The 15,675-nt window shown below is 69.1% G+C and carries 15 protein-coding genes; 4 read left to right on the forward strand and 11 right to left on the reverse strand.

Features of this window, described 5'->3' with window-relative positions; all coding sequences use genetic code 11:
• Nucleotides 1-10: 10 nt before the first annotated feature.
• The 8 genes from HUA76_RS17460 to HUA76_RS17495 are packed head-to-tail and all read right to left on the reverse strand — an operon-like array spanning nt 11 to nt 8,495.
• Nucleotides 11-721, reverse strand: coding sequence for an SH3 domain-containing protein (locus HUA76_RS17460; protein WP_174461508.1), 711 nt, complete (start codon nt 719-721; stop codon nt 11-13).
• Entirely contained in the window at nt 718-2,580 is a 1,863-nt protein-coding gene (locus HUA76_RS17465; RefSeq protein WP_174461509.1) for a BatD family protein, read from the reverse strand. The genes HUA76_RS17460 and HUA76_RS17465 overlap by 4 nt, the downstream gene beginning before the upstream one ends.
• A complete protein-coding gene (locus tag HUA76_RS17470) occupies nt 2,564-3,571 on the reverse strand; it encodes a tetratricopeptide repeat protein (RefSeq protein WP_174461510.1) in 1,008 nt (335 codons plus the stop codon). Before HUA76_RS17470 ends, HUA76_RS17465 begins: the two co-directional genes overlap by 17 nt.
• Nucleotides 3,568-4,629, reverse strand: coding sequence for a VWA domain-containing protein (locus HUA76_RS17475; RefSeq protein WP_141648832.1), 1,062 nt, complete (start codon nt 4,627-4,629; stop codon nt 3,568-3,570). The genes HUA76_RS17470 and HUA76_RS17475 overlap by 4 nt, the downstream gene beginning before the upstream one ends.
• A complete protein-coding gene (locus HUA76_RS17480; protein ID WP_141648833.1) occupies nt 4,626-5,636 on the reverse strand; it encodes a VWA domain-containing protein in 1,011 nt (336 codons plus the stop codon). The genes HUA76_RS17475 and HUA76_RS17480 overlap by 4 nt, the downstream gene beginning before the upstream one ends.
• Nucleotides 5,611-6,609 (reverse strand): BatD family protein, encoded by a 999-nt coding sequence (locus HUA76_RS17485; RefSeq protein ID WP_174461511.1) that lies wholly within the window; start codon nt 6,607-6,609, stop codon nt 5,611-5,613. Before HUA76_RS17485 ends, HUA76_RS17480 begins: the two co-directional genes overlap by 26 nt.
• Nucleotides 6,606-7,487, reverse strand: a complete 882-nt coding sequence (locus HUA76_RS17490; protein ID WP_141648835.1) for a DUF58 domain-containing protein — start codon at nt 7,485-7,487, stop codon at nt 6,606-6,608. Before HUA76_RS17490 ends, HUA76_RS17485 begins: the two co-directional genes overlap by 4 nt.
• A gap of 18 nt (nt 7,488-7,505) precedes the next feature.
• Nucleotides 7,506-8,495 carry a MoxR family ATPase gene (locus tag HUA76_RS17495; RefSeq protein WP_174461512.1) on the reverse strand — a complete coding sequence of 330 codons (990 nt, stop codon included), beginning with the start codon at nt 8,493-8,495 and terminating at the stop codon, nt 7,506-7,508.
• Nucleotides 8,496-8,679: 184 nt separating this feature from the next.
• Between HUA76_RS17495 and HUA76_RS17500 the strand changes: the two genes are divergently transcribed.
• Nucleotides 8,680-9,585: an alpha/beta fold hydrolase gene (locus HUA76_RS17500; protein WP_174461513.1), complete on the forward strand. Its 906-nt coding sequence runs from the start codon at nt 8,680-8,682 to the stop codon at nt 9,583-9,585.
• 9 nt (nt 9,586-9,594) lie between these two features.
• Here HUA76_RS17500 and HUA76_RS17505 read toward each other — a convergent pair whose 3' ends face one another.
• The 3 genes from HUA76_RS17505 to HUA76_RS17515 are packed head-to-tail and all read right to left on the reverse strand — an operon-like array spanning nt 9,595 to nt 12,781.
• Nucleotides 9,595-11,010 carry a M14 metallopeptidase family protein gene (locus HUA76_RS17505; protein WP_174461514.1) on the reverse strand — a complete coding sequence of 472 codons (1,416 nt, stop codon included), beginning with the start codon at nt 11,008-11,010 and terminating at the stop codon, nt 9,595-9,597.
• Between the two features lie 23 nt (nt 11,011-11,033).
• On the reverse strand, nt 11,034-11,951 hold the full coding sequence (locus HUA76_RS17510) for a type VI immunity family protein (RefSeq protein WP_174461515.1): 918 nt from the start codon (nt 11,949-11,951) through the stop codon (nt 11,034-11,036).
• A complete protein-coding gene (locus tag HUA76_RS17515; protein WP_174461516.1) occupies nt 11,948-12,781 on the reverse strand; it encodes a hypothetical protein in 834 nt (277 codons plus the stop codon). The genes HUA76_RS17510 and HUA76_RS17515 overlap by 4 nt, the downstream gene beginning before the upstream one ends.
• 148 nt (nt 12,782-12,929) lie before the next feature.
• On the opposite strand from HUA76_RS17515, the gene HUA76_RS17520 reads away from it, so the two are divergent.
• The 3 genes from HUA76_RS17520 to HUA76_RS17530 are packed head-to-tail and all read left to right on the forward strand — an operon-like array spanning nt 12,930 to nt 15,659.
• Nucleotides 12,930-13,940, forward strand: a complete 1,011-nt coding sequence (locus tag HUA76_RS17520) for a DUF2157 domain-containing protein (RefSeq protein ID WP_174461517.1) — start codon at nt 12,930-12,932, stop codon at nt 13,938-13,940.
• A gap of 1 nt (nt 13,941) precedes the next feature.
• A complete protein-coding gene (locus tag HUA76_RS17525; RefSeq protein ID WP_174461518.1) occupies nt 13,942-15,045 on the forward strand; it encodes a DUF4401 domain-containing protein in 1,104 nt (367 codons plus the stop codon).
• Nucleotides 15,045-15,659, forward strand: a complete 615-nt coding sequence (locus HUA76_RS17530; RefSeq protein ID WP_141647963.1) for a GDYXXLXY domain-containing protein — start codon at nt 15,045-15,047, stop codon at nt 15,657-15,659. Before HUA76_RS17525 ends, HUA76_RS17530 begins: the two co-directional genes overlap by 1 nt.
• The last annotated feature ends 16 nt before the right edge of the window (nt 15,660-15,675 follow it).

Raw genomic sequence — 15,675 nt, forward strand, 5'->3', positions numbered from 1 at the left:
GCCGGAACGCTCAGATTTCCGCCACGCCCTCGCGCTCGGCCCAGCCTTCCAGTCCGTTGGGCAGACGGATGCGCACGAAGCGGCCCGTCTCCTCCAGGAGCCGCACCTTGAGGCCCGCATGCACCTCGAAGATGGAGCGGGCGCCAGGCTGCGGCAGCTCCCGAGCCACCAGCGTGGGCGACAGCACCACGGCCTCGTGCACCGTCTCGTCCACCCACGCATGCGCGGCCAGCAGCGCGCCCGTGGGCACCGCCACGGTGAACAGCAGCGCGGCGACGATGCCCAGGCCCGTGCGGCGTCCCGGCTTCAGCCACCGCCACACCAGCAGGAGCAGCAGCGTGGCCACCCACGTGCCCAGAAAGGTCCACGCCACCACGGTGCCGTCCGTGGCCGCCGTCACGCGCGGAAGGAACTCCTCCTCCGCCGTGGCGCCCACCACCTTGTCCACCTGTCGCGCGCGCGCCACGGCCAGGTTGGCCTCCAGGTCCGGCGCGCGGCCGCCCTGCTTCTTCGCCTGCTCCAGCGAGAGCACCGCGCGGCCCAGGTCTCCCCGCGCCAGATGCGTCGTGCCCAGGTTGTAGAGGACGTCCGCGCCGCCATGGCCATGCGAGAGGAGCTTCTCGTAGCCATCCTGCGCCGCCGCGTAGTCCTCGCGCGCGTAGGCCTCGTTGGCCTTCAGGAAGACGTCCTGCGCCTCTTCAGGCGAGTAGTACCCGCTCACGCCCAGCCCTCCATGGCCGCGACCGCGGCATCCATCACCTTCTGTCGCGCGGCGGCATCACCTCCACCGCCATAGCGGCCCAAGTCACAGGCCTCCAGCACGTACAGCACCCGGGCACGTCGCTCCTGCGCCACGCCCGCCGCCGTCATGCGCTCGCCAATGGCCTCGCGAGTGAGGCCAATCACCGGGCCGCCCAGCCGCGCGCCCAGGAAGCCATGCAGCGCCTTCTCCACCTCGGTGTAGAAGGCCCCCGCGTCGGCGCCGGCCTGGAGCTTCTCCGCTTCCACCAGTCGCTTGCGCGCGGCCTTCGCCTGCTGACGCCCCTTGTCCGCCTCGGTGCGCGTCGCCATGCGGCCTCGCACGCCGCCCAGGAGCGCCGCACCCGCGAGCAGCCCCAGCGGGGCCAGCACCAGCGGCACGAAGAAGCTCCGCTTCCACGGTGGCTCGGACGGCGCGACGAAGCGCGCCTGGTAGCGCACCGGCCGCAGCCCACCGGACGTCAGCACGTTCTTCTGCTCGTTGGCCGAGTCCGCCACATGCGCGGACGACGTGGGCGGCAGCGCCGTGCTGCCCGCCGCGGGCTCCACCGTGAGGGTGATGGGGTCCGTGCGCGAGACCTCGTAGGAGCGCGCGCGTGCATCGAAGAAGGGAAACTCCAGCGCGGGCAACGTGAAGGTGCCCGTGCGCTGCGGCATCACCAGGTACTCCACCACGCGCCGACCCTGGACCCGGTTGCGCTGCGGCGCCACCTTGTCCGTCGTCGTGGGGTCATAGATTTTCAGCGCGGAGGGCCCGGTGAGCTTCGGCGGGTTGACGTTCTTCACGTTGCCGGAGCCCTCCAGGATGACCTTCACCGTGATGGGCTGTCCCAGCTCCACGCGCGTCTGCGACACGTCCACGGACAGCCGCCAGGCGCCCACGTTCGCATTGGACATGCCCTGCGGCGCACCGGGCGGCAGGGGCGCCACCTTCACCTTGAGCCCGTTGGACACGCGGTGCACGCGGTGGCCCGCGAAGAGGAAGCCCGTGGTGATGTCCGCCTCCGCCGCGGAGATGGACAGCGTGCCGGCCTTCACCGGGAAGAGCGCGCGACGGCGCAGCAGATAGGCCCGGTACGGGACGCCGTCGACGACCTTCTGCTCACCGGACAGCTGCGTGGGGCTCTCCACCTCCTCCGTCCAGAAGCCCTCCAGCTTGGGCATGGTGACGGCATCCACGCTGGACAGGTCCACGCGCGAGTAGATGTAGAGCGACAGCGTCACCTGCTCGCCCACGAAGATTTCGTCCCGGTCCAGGCTCGAGCGCAGGAACAGGTCCGAGTCTCCCCGGGGAATCGTGGGCTCGTCCTCCGGCTCATCCGCGAACGGGTCTGGCAGGCGCGAGGGCATGCTCGCGAACGGGTCCGGCAGTCGCTGCTGCCGCCCGGACTGCGCGGGTGGAGGCCCCAGCCGTCCCGGCTTCACGTCAATCTGCACGGAGTCCGTGCGGTGCGTCTTGCCCGCGGTCGTCATCTCCGACGGAGGAATCGTCAGCTTCCCCGCGCGATTGGCCCGCATCACCATCACGTACTTGGTGACGTCCTGGATGTTGGCGGGCCCGCCGCCGGACCAGGAGACGGAGCGCTGCGTGCTGCGTGAGCTGTTGACGACCTCGAAGTCGTCCGACCGCGGCAGCTTCACCTTGGCGTCGGCGGGCGCATCCACCGTCACCACCGTGAGCAGGAAGGTGTCCTCGCTGCCCACCTCCTCGCGGTTCACCGTCTGGTAGAACTCGAGGCCCGCCGCCCATGCCGGCGCCGAGGCCAGCAGGGCCAGCCCGACGAGCACCGCCACGGGGCCGCTGCTACCAGTCCTTCTCATTGGCCTTCCTCTGCTTCTTCTTCTGCTGGAAACGCCAGAGCTGGAGATTCTTCTCGTTCTGCTTCATCGCATCCAGCAGGCGCTCCGCCTCCTGCCGGTCCAGCTCCGATGGACTCACTCCACCATCCGAGCGCGAATCTTCCGCGTCACCCTCCGACTCGCTGCCCCCATCCGTCCCGCCGTCGTTCGGGTCGCCCTCGCCCTCATCCTGACCGCCGTCGGAGCCACCGTCGCTGCCGCCATCACCCTTCTGCGGAGGACCCTCCTGACCGCCGTCCCCACCATCCGCGCCGCCGTCACCACCCCCATCCGCGCCACCGTCGCCTCCGCCATCCGCACCCCCGTCACCACCCCCGTCGGCACCGCCATCCGCGCCACCGTCCTGGCCTCCGTCGGTTCCCCCGTCCACGGGAGTCCCACCGTCCGCCTTGGTGCCGCCGTCCTCGCCGCCGTCGGGCCGACCACCGTCCGTCCCGGAGTCACCGCCACCATCCGAGCCGCCATCCGCCGAGTTGTCCTGCGGCGGAGGAAGGTTTCGCAGCACCACTTCGTAGTTGTGCCGGGCCTGCACGTCCTGCGGGTCCAGGGTCAGCGCGCGTCGGTAGGACTTCAGCGCCTCCACCCGGTCCCCCGTCGTCGCGGCGAGGTTGCCCAGGTTGTACCAGGCCTTCTGTCGCAGGTCGGGACGGTTGGACTCCGTCACCCCGCGGAAGACCTCCTGTGCGTCCTTCACCCGGCCCAGCTTCGCCAGCGCGTCGCCCCGATTGAAGTCCACCGCCGGGTCATTGGGACGCTCCTTCTTCGCGTCCTCGAACGCCTTCAGCGCATCCTCGTAGCGGCCCGCCAGGTACGCCTCGCGTCCCTGTTGGACCCGTGGATGGTCCCTCTCCAGCGGCCCCGCGCCGAGCGCCGACAGCGGCAGCACGAGGCACGCCACACAAGCCAGCAGTCGCGCGCCGCGACGTCGTCGTGTCTCGAGGCTCGCGCTCATGGCGACGACCTCCTGCGCGTGGACGGCAGCAACATCATCCCCAGCACGAGCAGCACCAGTCCGGGAATCGCGAAGGACTGGAAGCGCTCGTCGTAGCGGACCGTCACCCGACTCTCGAGTTCGCTCTTCTGCATCTGGTCGATGCGCTCCACCACCTGGCTCATCGCCACGCCGCGCGGTTGGAAGAAGAAGGCCCCACCGGTGGCCTCCGCGATGGCCGTCAGCCCCGCGCGGTCCAGGCGCGTAATCACCGTGTCTCCGGCCGAGTCCTTCTTGTAGTCCACGAACTCGCCGCGCCGGTCATAGACGGGAATGGGCTCGCCAGCCTCGGAGCCCACGCCCACCGCCAGCACTTGGACGCCCGCTTCCTTCAGCGCGTCGGTGGCCTCGCCCACGTCGCCGACCAGGTCCTCGCCATCCGACAACAGCACGACCACGCGCTCCTTCGAGCCGCGGTCCGCGTTCTCGAGCACCTGATGGGCGAGCCGCAACGCCGCGCCCACGTTGGTGCCCCCCTGGGGCATGACCTCCGGGTCCACCGCGCGCAGGAACAGCTTCACCGCCGAGTAGTCCGACGTCAGCGGAGACTGGATGAATGCATCCCCCGCGAAGACGACCAGGCCCACGCGGTCGCCCTTCAGCTCGTCCAGGAGCGTCGTCAGCTCCAGCTTGGCTCGCTCCAGTCGGCTGGGCTGCACGTCGCGCGCGAGCATGGACTTGGACGCATCCAGCGCCACCACCACGTCGATGCCGCGCCGCTTCGTCAGCTCGCTCTTGGTGCCACACTGCGGCTGCGCCAACGCGAAGCCGAACAGCGCCAGCCCCAGGCCATACAGGCTGCCCTGCGTGGCCGGACGCCACACGGAGATGCCCGGCGTGAAGCGCTCGGCGTGCCGCTCATGCAGCACCGCGCGCACGCGGGAGCGGCGCCTCAGCGACAGCGTGAGCGCGAGCAATCCCAGCAGCACGCCCACCAGCACGAGCCCCAGGAACAACGGCTGGGCGATACCCGCCTGATAGCCGAGCACGGTGAAGCGCCAGGGTTCCACGGGCGTCACGGGAAGACCCTCAGGAAGGTCGCGCGCAGGAGCAGCTCCAGCGCGACGAGACCAAAGGCGGCCAGCAGGAACGGATGGAACTCCTCGCGGTACGTCGCGGAGGCGCCTCCCTCCATCAGCTTGGAGCGCTCCAGCGAGTCGAGCACCTTCTGGAGTCCCCGGCGCAGGCCCTCGGGGTCCGTGGCGCGGTAGTACTCGCCGCCCGTGCGGTCCGCGATGTCCTGCATCAGCTCCGGGTTGATGGGAATCTCCGTCTCGCGCCACACGGTGTTGCCGAACAGGTCCGTTCCCTGCGGGAAGGGCACCTTGCCGCCCTTGCCCACGAGGATGGTGTAGATGGGCACGTGGAGCGCCTCCGCCATGTGCGCGGAGTCGATGGGGGACAGCTTCCCCGCGTTGTTGTCGCCGTCGGTAATCAGCACAACGACGCGACTCTTCGCCTCCGAGTCCCGCAGGCGGTTGAGCGACGTGGCGAGCGCGTCACCGATGGCGGTGCCGTCCTCCAGCACGCGGGTGCGCAGCTGCTTGATGACTTCCTTCAGCACGCCGTAGTCCAGCGTCAGCGGCGCCTGCGTGTACGCCGCGCCCGCGAAGACGACCAGGCCGATGCGGTCATTCACCCGGTTGGCGATGAACTCGCTGAGCACTTCCTTGGCCACGTGCAGACGGTTCTGCGGCCGGAAGTCGCCCGCCTCCATGGAGGTGGACAGGTCCAACGCCACCACGATGTCGATGCCCTCCACCGACAAGTCCCGCACGCGAGAGTCGCGCACCTGGGGCCGGGCGATGGCGAACACCGCCGCCGCGACGGCCACCGCGCGCAACAGCGGCAAGAGCGGCAACATGTACGTGCGCAGGCCCTTGCCACTTCGGGCGAACACGTTCGCCGCGGAGAAGCGCAGGGGCGCGCGAGCGCGACGCTCCCGCCAGGCCTGCACCAGCAGGAGCGGCACGAGCAGCAGTCCCCAGAGCGCCTCGGGGTTATTGAACGCGGGGAGCGGCGGCATTGGCGGGAGCCTGAGGCGGCGGGGGCGGAACGTAGGTCTTGTCGATGAGTTCGTAGCCGAACAGCAGCGCGTCTCGGCAGCTCTCGGGCGACGCATCCGCCCGGGCGTACTTCACCATGTCCGACTCGGACACGAAGCGCATCAGCTTGTCCTCGGGAAGCCCGAGCGGCGACAGGCGGCGCAGCGCGGTCATGAGCTCCGAGCTGGTGCACTCCAGCGCCTCGAAGCCATAGCGCTCGCCCAGATACCCTCGGACGATTTCGGACAGGCGGAAATAGTAGTCCTTCACGTGGCCACGCCCCGGGAGGTTCTCCGCCTTGAGCGAGTCCAGCGCCTTGCGCGTGCGCACGTCCAACGGCAAGGGCGGCGGCAGGTTCACGTGCTTGGGGCGGTTCTTCCACCAGCGCACGAGCGCCCAGGCCAGCAGGCCCGCGGCGAGCACGCCCAGCAGCGTCAGCACCAGCCGCCACGAGCGGATGGGCACCTCCTGCGGCGGCTGGATGTCGAACAGGTCCGCGCCCTTGCCCTCGGCGTCCGGGGGCAGCGTGGCGGCCACCTCCACCTGACGACCCGGCAGCGAGTAGTGACGCGGCCCCTCCGGCGTCGCCACGTCGAACTCGAGCGGCGGCACCTGCACCGTGCCCAGCGCGAAGGCGGACAGGCGCACCGCGAATGTCGTGGTGGCCGAGTCGGGCCCGTCATGGCGCTGACGCGTCTGGTCCAGGAACTCGAAGTCGCCCGTCTCCTTGGGCACCGCCAGCTCGTAGCGGTGGTCCTTCGGATGCGTGAGCACCACGTGGTAGGTGAACGGGTCGCCGATGCGCACCTGCTGCGGCTCCACGCGCACCGACACGTCCAGGGGCTGCGTCACCTCGTGCGCGGGCACGCCCGGGGGATTCGGCTGGGACTTCGCCCCCGCCGGAAGCGTCCCCAGACACAGCAGCACCGCGAGCAGGACCATGCACCGGCTCATGCCGCCATCCTCCGGGCCCGCGCGCGGAAGAACTGCGCGAGCGCCTTGCCGTGGTCATCTCCGGCGCGCAGCTCCACGTGGTCCAACTCCAGCTTCTTGAAGAGCTTGCGGCGCTCGTCGCGCGCGCCCTGCATCGCCCGGGCATAGCGGCCGCGCACGCCCGGGTCGCTCGTGTCCACGACGAAGCGGTCTCCCGTCTCCGGGTCCTCCATCTCCACCAGCCCCAGGCGCGGGAAGGCCTCTTCCAGCGGGTCCTCCACCACCACCGGGACGAGGTCGTGCTTTCGCCCCACCAGTCGCAGCGGCTTCTCGAAGTCGCGCGCCTGGAAGTCCGAGACGAGGAAGGTGACGGCCTTCCGCTTCGCCACCTGCGTCAGGTACGTCAGGCCCGTCGCCAGGTCCGTGCCCTTGCCCACCGGCTGGAAGGTGAGGATGTCACTCACCAGGCGCAGCACGTGGGTGCGGCCCTTGCGCGGTGGCACCACCTTCTCCACCCGGTCCGAGAAGAGGATGAGCCCCACCCGGTCATTGTTGGCGATGGCGCTGAAGGCAATCTGCGCGGCGACCTCGGCGGCGATTTCCGACTTGGTGCGCTCGCGCGAGCCGAACTCCTTGGAGGCCGACACGTCCACGAGGAGCATCACCGTCAGCTCGCGCTCCTCGGTGAAGACCTTGACGTAGGCCTCGTTCATCCGCGCGGTGACGTTCCAGTCGATGATGCGAATCTCATCCCCGGGCTGGTACTGCCGCACCTCGGAGAAGGCCATGCCCCGGCCCTTGAAGACCGAGTGATACTGGCCCGCGAGCATGTCGGAGACCACCTTGCGGGTGCGAATCTCCAGCTTGCGGATGCGGCGGATGAGGTCCTTGGGCAGCACGGGTCGCTCGTCGGGCGGTCAGGGAACTTCGACGCGATCAAACACGCGCTGGATGATTTTCTCCGGGGTGAGGTCCTCGGCCTCCGCCTCGTACGTCATGGCGATGCGGTGGCGGAGCACGTCGAAGGCGATGGCCTTGACGTCCTCGGGCGTCACGAAACCCCGGTGGCGGAGGAAGGCATGCGCGCGCGCGGCCTGCGCCAGGGAGATGGTGGCACGCGGCGAGGCGCCGAACTGGATGTAGTCCGCCAGGTCCTTGAGGCCGTACTTGGCGGGCTCGCGCGTGGCGAACACCACGTTGAGGATGTACTCCTTCACCTTCTCGTCCATGTAGATGGTGTGGACGAGCTCGCGGGCGCGGATCAGGTGCTCCACCGCGATGACCTTCTGCGCGCGCGGAGTCGTGCCACCGGACATGCGGTCCATGATGACCTTCTCTTCGTCGCGCGTGGGGTAGCCCACCTTCACCTTGAGCATGAAGCGGTCCACCTGCGCTTCGGGCAGCGGATAGGTGCCCTCCTGCTCGATGGGGTTCTGCGTGGCGAGGACGAGGAAGGGCGAGGGCAGCCCGAAGGTCTGGTCGCCAATCGTCACCTGTCGCTCGGCCATGGCCTCCAGCAGGGCGGACTGCACCTTGGCGGGCGCGCGGTTGATTTCGTCGGCGAGGACGATGTTGGCGAAGATGGGACCCTTGCGGACGGTGAAGTTCGCCGCCTGCTGGTTGTAGATCATCGTGCCCACCACGTCGGCGGGCAGCAGGTCCGGGGTGAACTGGATGCGCATGAAGCTGGCGCTGAGCGCGTCCGCCACGGTGCGCACGGTGAGCGTCTTGGCGAGACCGGGCACGCCTTCCAGCAGCACGTGGCCATTGCACAAGAAGCCGATGAGGATGCGCTCCAGCATGTAGCGCTGGCCGACGATGACCTTGCCGGTTTCCTGGTTGAGGACCTCGACGAAGCTGCTTTCCTGCTGCACGCGTTCGTTTAGCGCGCGGATGTCCGTGTTCATGACGCCTCGGTAAGGACTGGCGGCGGGCAGCCTAGGGTTGACCGGGTATCGGGCTCAACACCGCAGAAGGGCGGGCATTCCAGTAAGTTCCGAGTCGGCCCCCCGGAGGGCTCCACCCCATGGCCCTCTTGCCCCCCACCCTCTGTACCACCCCGCGCGGCCCGGTGGGGCCCCAGGACGGGCCATGAAGGGCTCTCCCTTGGCGAAGTCCCCCACGGCGGGCCCGGTGGAGGCCAGCCTGCTGGCAAAGCTCTCCCCCGGGGTGAAGGCGACGGTGCACTGGGTGCCTGGAGGGGGCGCGCTGCGGGTGCTGGAGGGGGGCCAGGGCCCCACGGTGGTGCTCCTCCATGGGCGTGGCGGGGCGGCCTCGACGTGGTTCGCGTACCTGACGGCCCTGGCGCGGGGGCACCGGGTGCTGGCGGTGGACCTGCCGGGCTTCGGGATGTCGTCCCCTGGAGAAGGCCCCGTCCGCTCGGCCGAGGAGGGGGTGCGTTTCTTCACCGACCCGGTGGAAGCGCTCCTGGAGCGGCTCGCCCCTGGGCCCGTGGCGGTGGTGGGTCACTCGCTGGGCGGGCTGGTGGGGCTGGAGCTGAGCCTGCGGGCTCGTGTGCCGGTGGAGCGGCTGGTGCTCGTGGACAGCATGGGGCTGGGTCCGGAGCTGGAGCGCAAGGCCCGCGTCTTCTTCCGCGCGGGACCGGAGCGACTGGCTCGCTCCCTGGGGCCCTGGGCCTGGGCGCGGATGATGCCTCCGGTTCCGACGCCCCTGGGACAGCGGCTGGGGGAACTGGGGTACGAGCTGGTGTCGGCCCCTGGCGGACGTGACGAAGCGACGCGGGCCTTCAATCGACTGGTGCCCCTGACGGGGCCCGTGTTCCACCACCGCGAGCGGCTGGCCGAAGTGAAGGTCCCCGTGCTCCTCATCTGGGGTGAGCGTGAGGACGTCCTGCCCCTGTCGCTCGCCGAGGAGGCCCTGCGGCGATTTCCGCGCGCGAGGTTGCTGCGCGTGGACGCGGCGCACAGCCCTCATCAGGAGCGCCCCGAGCGCGTGCTTCCGGAGCTGAAGGCGTTCCTGGAGGCGGAAGCTCCGTAGCGGCTCGGCTCAGGGGTCGAAGCGGATGATGCGTTCGATGCGGAAGGTGTCGGACGCCTCCAGCGGCTTCAGGAGCATCAGGTCCGCGCGCTGGCCCAGTGACAGGGACTGCTTCGCGGGGCGGGTGAGCCGGTACGTGTCCCCGGGCTTCGCGCCCTTGCCCGTCAGCGGCACGACGAAGAGTCCCTTGCCATCCACGGTCTCGACCGCACCGAGGATGCGCAGGTCGCCCAGCTCCTCGACCTTGCCCACGTGCGCGAGCAGGAGCTTCTTTCCCTGGCCGCGCACGGCGCGACTGACGGCGATGCCCACGTCGCCCGTGAAGGGCTTGCCGTCCGCGCCGAACATGCCGACGCCCTTGAGCAGCAGGTGGACGAGGCCGGAGCTCTCGTTCTCGGGGATGGAGTCGTAGCGGGAGACGTCGGCCTTTTCGGCCTGGCCATTCGCGAGGGCATCCAGGGCCGTCGCGAGCGCGACGAAGTTGAGGCGGACCAGGGGCTCGTCTGGCGGCAGGGACAGCCACGCGCCGGTCTCGATGAGGACGGTGGGCGTTCCCCAGAGCGTCATGTTGTCGCCGAAGGCACGCACCTCGAAGGAATCGTCGTAGCGGCCGACCTGCCCGGGCGCGAGCGTCTCCACGGCGTCTCGAATCACCGCGCAGACTTTCTTCGCGAGGATGCGGCCCGGGTTGTCGCTCCGGGCGCGGTCGAAGGCGGGGGCGAGCAGGGAGATGGAGGCGGGGCGACCGGTGTCGCCCACCGCGTGACGCCAGCTCTGGTTGTGGAGGTTGAAGCCGACGGAGGGCTGGAACTTGTCTCGCAGGGACTTGAGGGTGCGGGCCTCGGGCGTCTGGAGCGCGAGCGCGTCCCGGTTGATGTCGATGCCCTGGGCATTGCGACGCTGGAAGCGCTCCGCGCCGTCGGGGTTGAGCATGGGCACGGCGTGGAGGGTGAGGCTGGAGAGCAGCCGCGCGACCCACGGTTCCTCGCGATGCGTGCGGAGATATTCGAAAAAGTCGAGCAGCGCGGTGGTCGCGGTGGGCTCGTCGCCGTGCATCTGCGACCAGAGCAGGATGTGGCGCGGGCCGGTGCCCAGGGTGACGTGGTAGAGCGCGCGCCCTTCCACCGAGTGCCCTGCGACCTCCAGTTGGAACAAGTCGGGAGCGCGGGCCTGGAGGGCCTTGAGGTGTTGCTCCACGTCGGGGTGCCGGACGAGCGGCGCCACCGGGAGCGCCTTCGAGTGGACCTGCTCCCACCGCGCCGCGAGCGCCTGGGGGCCGGGGATGGAGACGGAGGAAGAGGAGGACATGGCGGGAGCGGCGGACTGCGCGGAGCGGGCGTGGACCGTGCCCACGAGGCCCCAGATGAAGACGAGGAAGCAGCGAGCGACGAATTGACTGTAGCGACTGCGTCCGACGTGGAGCATGGCGGTGTCCTTAAGGTCGCGAGTCAATCAAGGAAGCGGCGCTCCCAGCGACGGATTTCTTCTGGGGTGAGGCTGCCCCATGGGCCTTCGTGTCTGTAGAGCCACGGTTCCAGCACGCGTGCCAGCTCGCGGTAGTGCGCCAGTCTATCTCCGGCCTCCAGGTCTCCCGCCTCGGGCCATTCGCCCAGGGACACCATGGCCCGTGAGCCATCAAGTTCCCGCACCGTGGTCCCCGGAAACGTCAAACGGTCGCGGAGCCCCGCGCTTCCTCCCAGTTTGTCCAGGACCGGAGAGCCCAAGAAGGTGAGCCAGGCAGGTCCACGAATCAGCGCACCCAATTGGTCGGTGAGTTCATCCATCCCCGACAGGCCAATGCCAGGATGACGAAGCGCGGCGGCGCGCACCGGTTGAATATTGCTCTGGAGCCATCCTCGCATCCGGAATGCGAGTCCGACCTCACCTGAGTTGAATGGAAGCCCCTCCGCCAATTCCAATACAAGGGCGCGCACCCGCTCTGGACCCTGTGCCTCTAGAAACTCCGTGGGCAACCAGAACTCCACCGCTGAGGTCGGCACAAGGCCCCAAGACCGTGCAAGCGGATCCTCCAGTGACTTTCCCAGATACGTGAATCCGAAAGCCAGTTCATCTCCTCCGCGGCCTCTCAAATGAATGCGCGCGGAGTGGGGGCGCGACAGCCATTCATCAACCTGCCCCCATCCCTTTTCGTCGAGGACGTCCCACTCACCCTTCTGGGTGTCGAACTCATCCAAGGCATCCATCCCCACCGCACGGCGATAGACCTCCAAGGCGTGTCGGACCCGATGGGAAATCAGCGAGTGCTCGCACTGGAGATAGAACGAGATGCTCACGCTGTCTCGAAGGACCAGGAATGGCTCTCCCTCGACGTCCTGATGCGCGCGGATTTTGGGAGCGCGTTTCATCGTGAGATTCCCCACCTGGGAGAGACACGCGCCGGCTTTATCTGCAACATCAGCAGCCTCAAGTAGGCATCCCCCTGGTCCTGCGTCGAGTGTGGACCACCCCTCGGATAGGGACTCCACGAAGGTTCGCTCGGGTTCGCACAGGGAAACTTGAAGTCATAGGCAGTCTGCGTCTTCAGCGGGTCCCCTTGCGCGTGTATCACGACATCGGGAACCAACGTGCCCGCGAGGAGATGGAACAGTCCATCCGCGAGCCACTGCCTCACTTCATCTGGTTCGAGCAGCCTCAACTGCCTCGTCCTCGCATCCGGGAAGTAACGAGGCTCCACACTGAAGCTCCCAGGGAACCGCTCACCCAACCGCGCACGGGCACACTCCAGCGCGACCTCGTGCTTGGCACTCCCCATTTCCATCGCCCACGTCACCACGTTGTTCCTGGCATCGCGTCGCACCTCCTTCTCACACCACTCCCGGGTCGGTCGCTTCCCTTCTCCCAGCATCCGCTCATTCACCGCGAGGTTGGCCCGCTTCGCGCAGTCCACGAGGATATCCTCGACCTGGGCGAGCTCCGCCGCCTCCAGGAACCGGAGCGTCGCGACCACCGTCCGCGCCCCCGAAGCGGCGCGCGACAGCCACGGCAACACGGCATCGTCTCCCACCTGCGTGTAACAGGCGGGATTTCGCAGACACGCGTTCGTCGCCGAGTCCACCGTCTGCTCGTAGCGACCCGACCGTTCGTGCCGCCCCGTGCTCGTCGTCGAGCACCCGGCCAACAGCACGCAGACCCACCACGTCACGGCGCGAAGCACGGCGGACGAGACCTGGGACATGGACTCCGCTCCCTCCCGAACGGCACCACCCGACCTCGACTGCTCGCGACACGGGCAACCTACCACGCGCCTTCGTGGACACGACGGGGCTCGCAACCCACCCGCGCGGCACCCCGTGACGCCCGCGTCTTGGCTACACTGCGCGACCGTGCCGAAAGACCTGCTCGACCTCGATGCGACCCCCGAGCGCCTCCGCGCGCTCACGGACGCCAGAGTCATCCCTCCATCCAACCTGGAGCGCGCGCTCTACCTGTCCACCGCGTCGCCTCCCGCCGAAGCCTGGCGCCGCTTCGTGTCGTCCACGCTGCTGGGACTCGGCGCGCTGCTGGTGCTCTCCGGCGTCATCTACTTCTTCGCCTACAACTGGGCCGCCCTGCACCGCTTCGGCAAGCTGGGCCTCATCGCCACCGCCATCGCCGGCACCGCGCTGGGCGCTCGCAAGCTCGGCGACAGACTCGCGGGCCAGCTCTGCCTGCTCGCCTCCGCCGTCCTCGTCGGCGCGCTGCTCGCCGTCTACGGACAGGCCTACCAGACGGGCGCGGACCCATACGAGCTGTTCATCGGGTGGGCCGTCCTCATCCTCCCGTGGGTCGCCATGTCGCGCTTCCCACCCCTGTGGATGCTGCTCGTCATCCTCGCCAACACCGGCCTCGTCCTGTTCCAACAGCAGGTCCTCGGAGACACGGATCGCCTCATCACCTGGCTCGCGGTGGCTCTCGGCCTCCTCAACGGCTTCGCCTGGGCCACCTACGAACACTTCGCCAACCTGCGCGTCCCCTGGCTCACGGACCGGTGGATGCCTCGCGTGCTCGCGGCGATGACCACCGCTCCCCTCCTCGCCGCCGGGGAGGCGTTCATCGTCATCCCCTCCGAAGTCGGCTCCGGCGCCGTCGTCGCCCTGGCCCTGCTCGTCGCGACCTTCGCCGCCGAATACGCACTCCACCGTCACCTTCGCGGTGAGCTGTTCCTGCTCACCATCGGCGTGCTCAGCCTCATCACGCTCATCACCACCGTCGCGGGCCGCATCCTCATCGTCGACATGGATGCCGACGAACTCACCCTCTTCATCCTTCCCTTCGTCCTCATCGGACAGGTCGCGCTCGCCGTCAGCTGGCTGCGCGCCGAGGCCCGCGCCACTGGCGCCACCGAGGAGTCCTGACATGTCCCTGCGTCCCTCCCTGCGACACGTCATCCAGGAACTCCAACGCGAGCACCAGCTCGACGAGCACGCCGAGGCCCGCGCGCTCGCCACCCTGGAGGTCCACCAGCGCTCCAGCACCGCCACACCCTGGTTCGTCAAAGCCCTCGCCGGCTTCGGTGCCTGGGTGTCCGCCGCCTTCCTGCTGAGCTTCTTCGGCTGCACCGGCCTCTACAAGGAAGAGGCCGCCCTCCTCTGCCTCGGCGTCCTGCTGTGCGTCGGCGCCACCTTCCTCCGACGCTCGGGCCAGGGTGCCTTCCTGGAGCAACTCGCCCTCGCCCTGGCTCTGGCCGGCGTGGGACTGACGACCAGCGGCATCGCCTTCATGGCCCGTGACGAAATCATCCCCGCCGTCGCGCACTTCATCGTCTGCGCGGCGTTGCTCGTCACCTTCCCAGACCCCGTCATGCGCTTCCTCGCCACGTTCAACATGGCTGGCGCCGCGCTCTTCATCCTCTGGGATGCGCTGGGCGGAGTGGGACTGGACCTCGGCATCCTCGCGTGCGCGGCGCTCGCGCACGGCCTCTTCCTCTTCCAGTCGCGCCTGAGCGCCGGTCCCCGGGGCGCGCTCGTCGGCCCCGCGGCCTTCGCGCTCGCGAGCGGACTGCCGCTCGTGCTCCTCGCGCGAGGCCTGCCCGACGTCATCGGCACCTTCCTCTTCGAGCGCGCGGCCCTGCCCATCCCCGCCCTCACCGTGGGCCTCACCACCATCACCCTCTTCACCGCCTGGAACGTCATGAGGGAGCTGGAGCTGGACCCCACCGGCGTCGCGGGCGCGGCTGTCTTCGCCGCCCTCACCGTGACGGCCCTCATCACCCCGCACACGCCCGCGGTCATCGCCGCCGTCGGATTGCTCACGCTCGGCTTCCATCGCCGCAGCAGCATCCTGCTCGGCATCGCCGTCGCGTTCCTCATCGCCTCGGGCGCCTGGTACTACTACGACCTGGGCCTCACCCTGCTGGCCAAGGCCATCGCGCTGGCCGGCAGTGGGCTCGTCCTGCTCGCGCTCAGATGGGTCCTCACACGGCGCTACCCCACGGCCTCCACGCCGGCGGAGGCACGCTGATGCGTTCAATCCTCTTCTTCGTCGGACTCGCGCTCGCGCTCCTCGTTCCGCTCGGCCTCGTCGCCCAGAAGGAGCACGTCCTCGCCACCGGGCAGACCGTGCTGCTGGAGCTGGCCCCTCGAGACCCTCGCTCGCTGATGCAGGGCGACTACATGGTGCTCGACTACGCCCTCACCCGCGCCCTCAACGTCGACGGCCTCGACGGCCCCAGCTCCGGCCTGCTCGTGCTCAAGCTGGATGAACACGGCGTCGGCCGCTTCGTGCGCATGGACAGCCCCGACCAGCCCCTCGCCCCCGGCGAGTTCAAGCTGAGCTACCGCACGCGCAAAGGCAGGACACGCCTGGGTGCCGAGTCCTTCTTCTTCCAGGAAGGTCACGCGGACCACTACGCCCGTGCGCGCTACGGAGAGCTGCGCGCCGCCACCAACGGCTCCAGCGTCCTCGTCGGACTCAGGGACGAGCAACGCCAGCCGCTCGGCGCCGGGCCCGACCCGGAAGCGTCTCCCACCGACGACACGCCACCGTCTCTCATCAACGAAATGGCGCCGTCCCCCACCGACGACACGCCACCGTCTCCCACCGACACGGAAGTGGCACCCACCGACACGCCGTAACCCCACCGCGCCCTCT

Source organism: Myxococcus sp. CA056 (genome assembly GCF_013336715.1).
GTDB classification, from domain to species: Bacteria; Myxococcota; Myxococcia; order Myxococcales; family Myxococcaceae; genus Myxococcus; species Myxococcus llanfairpwllgwyngyllgogerychwyrndrobwllllantysiliogogogochensis.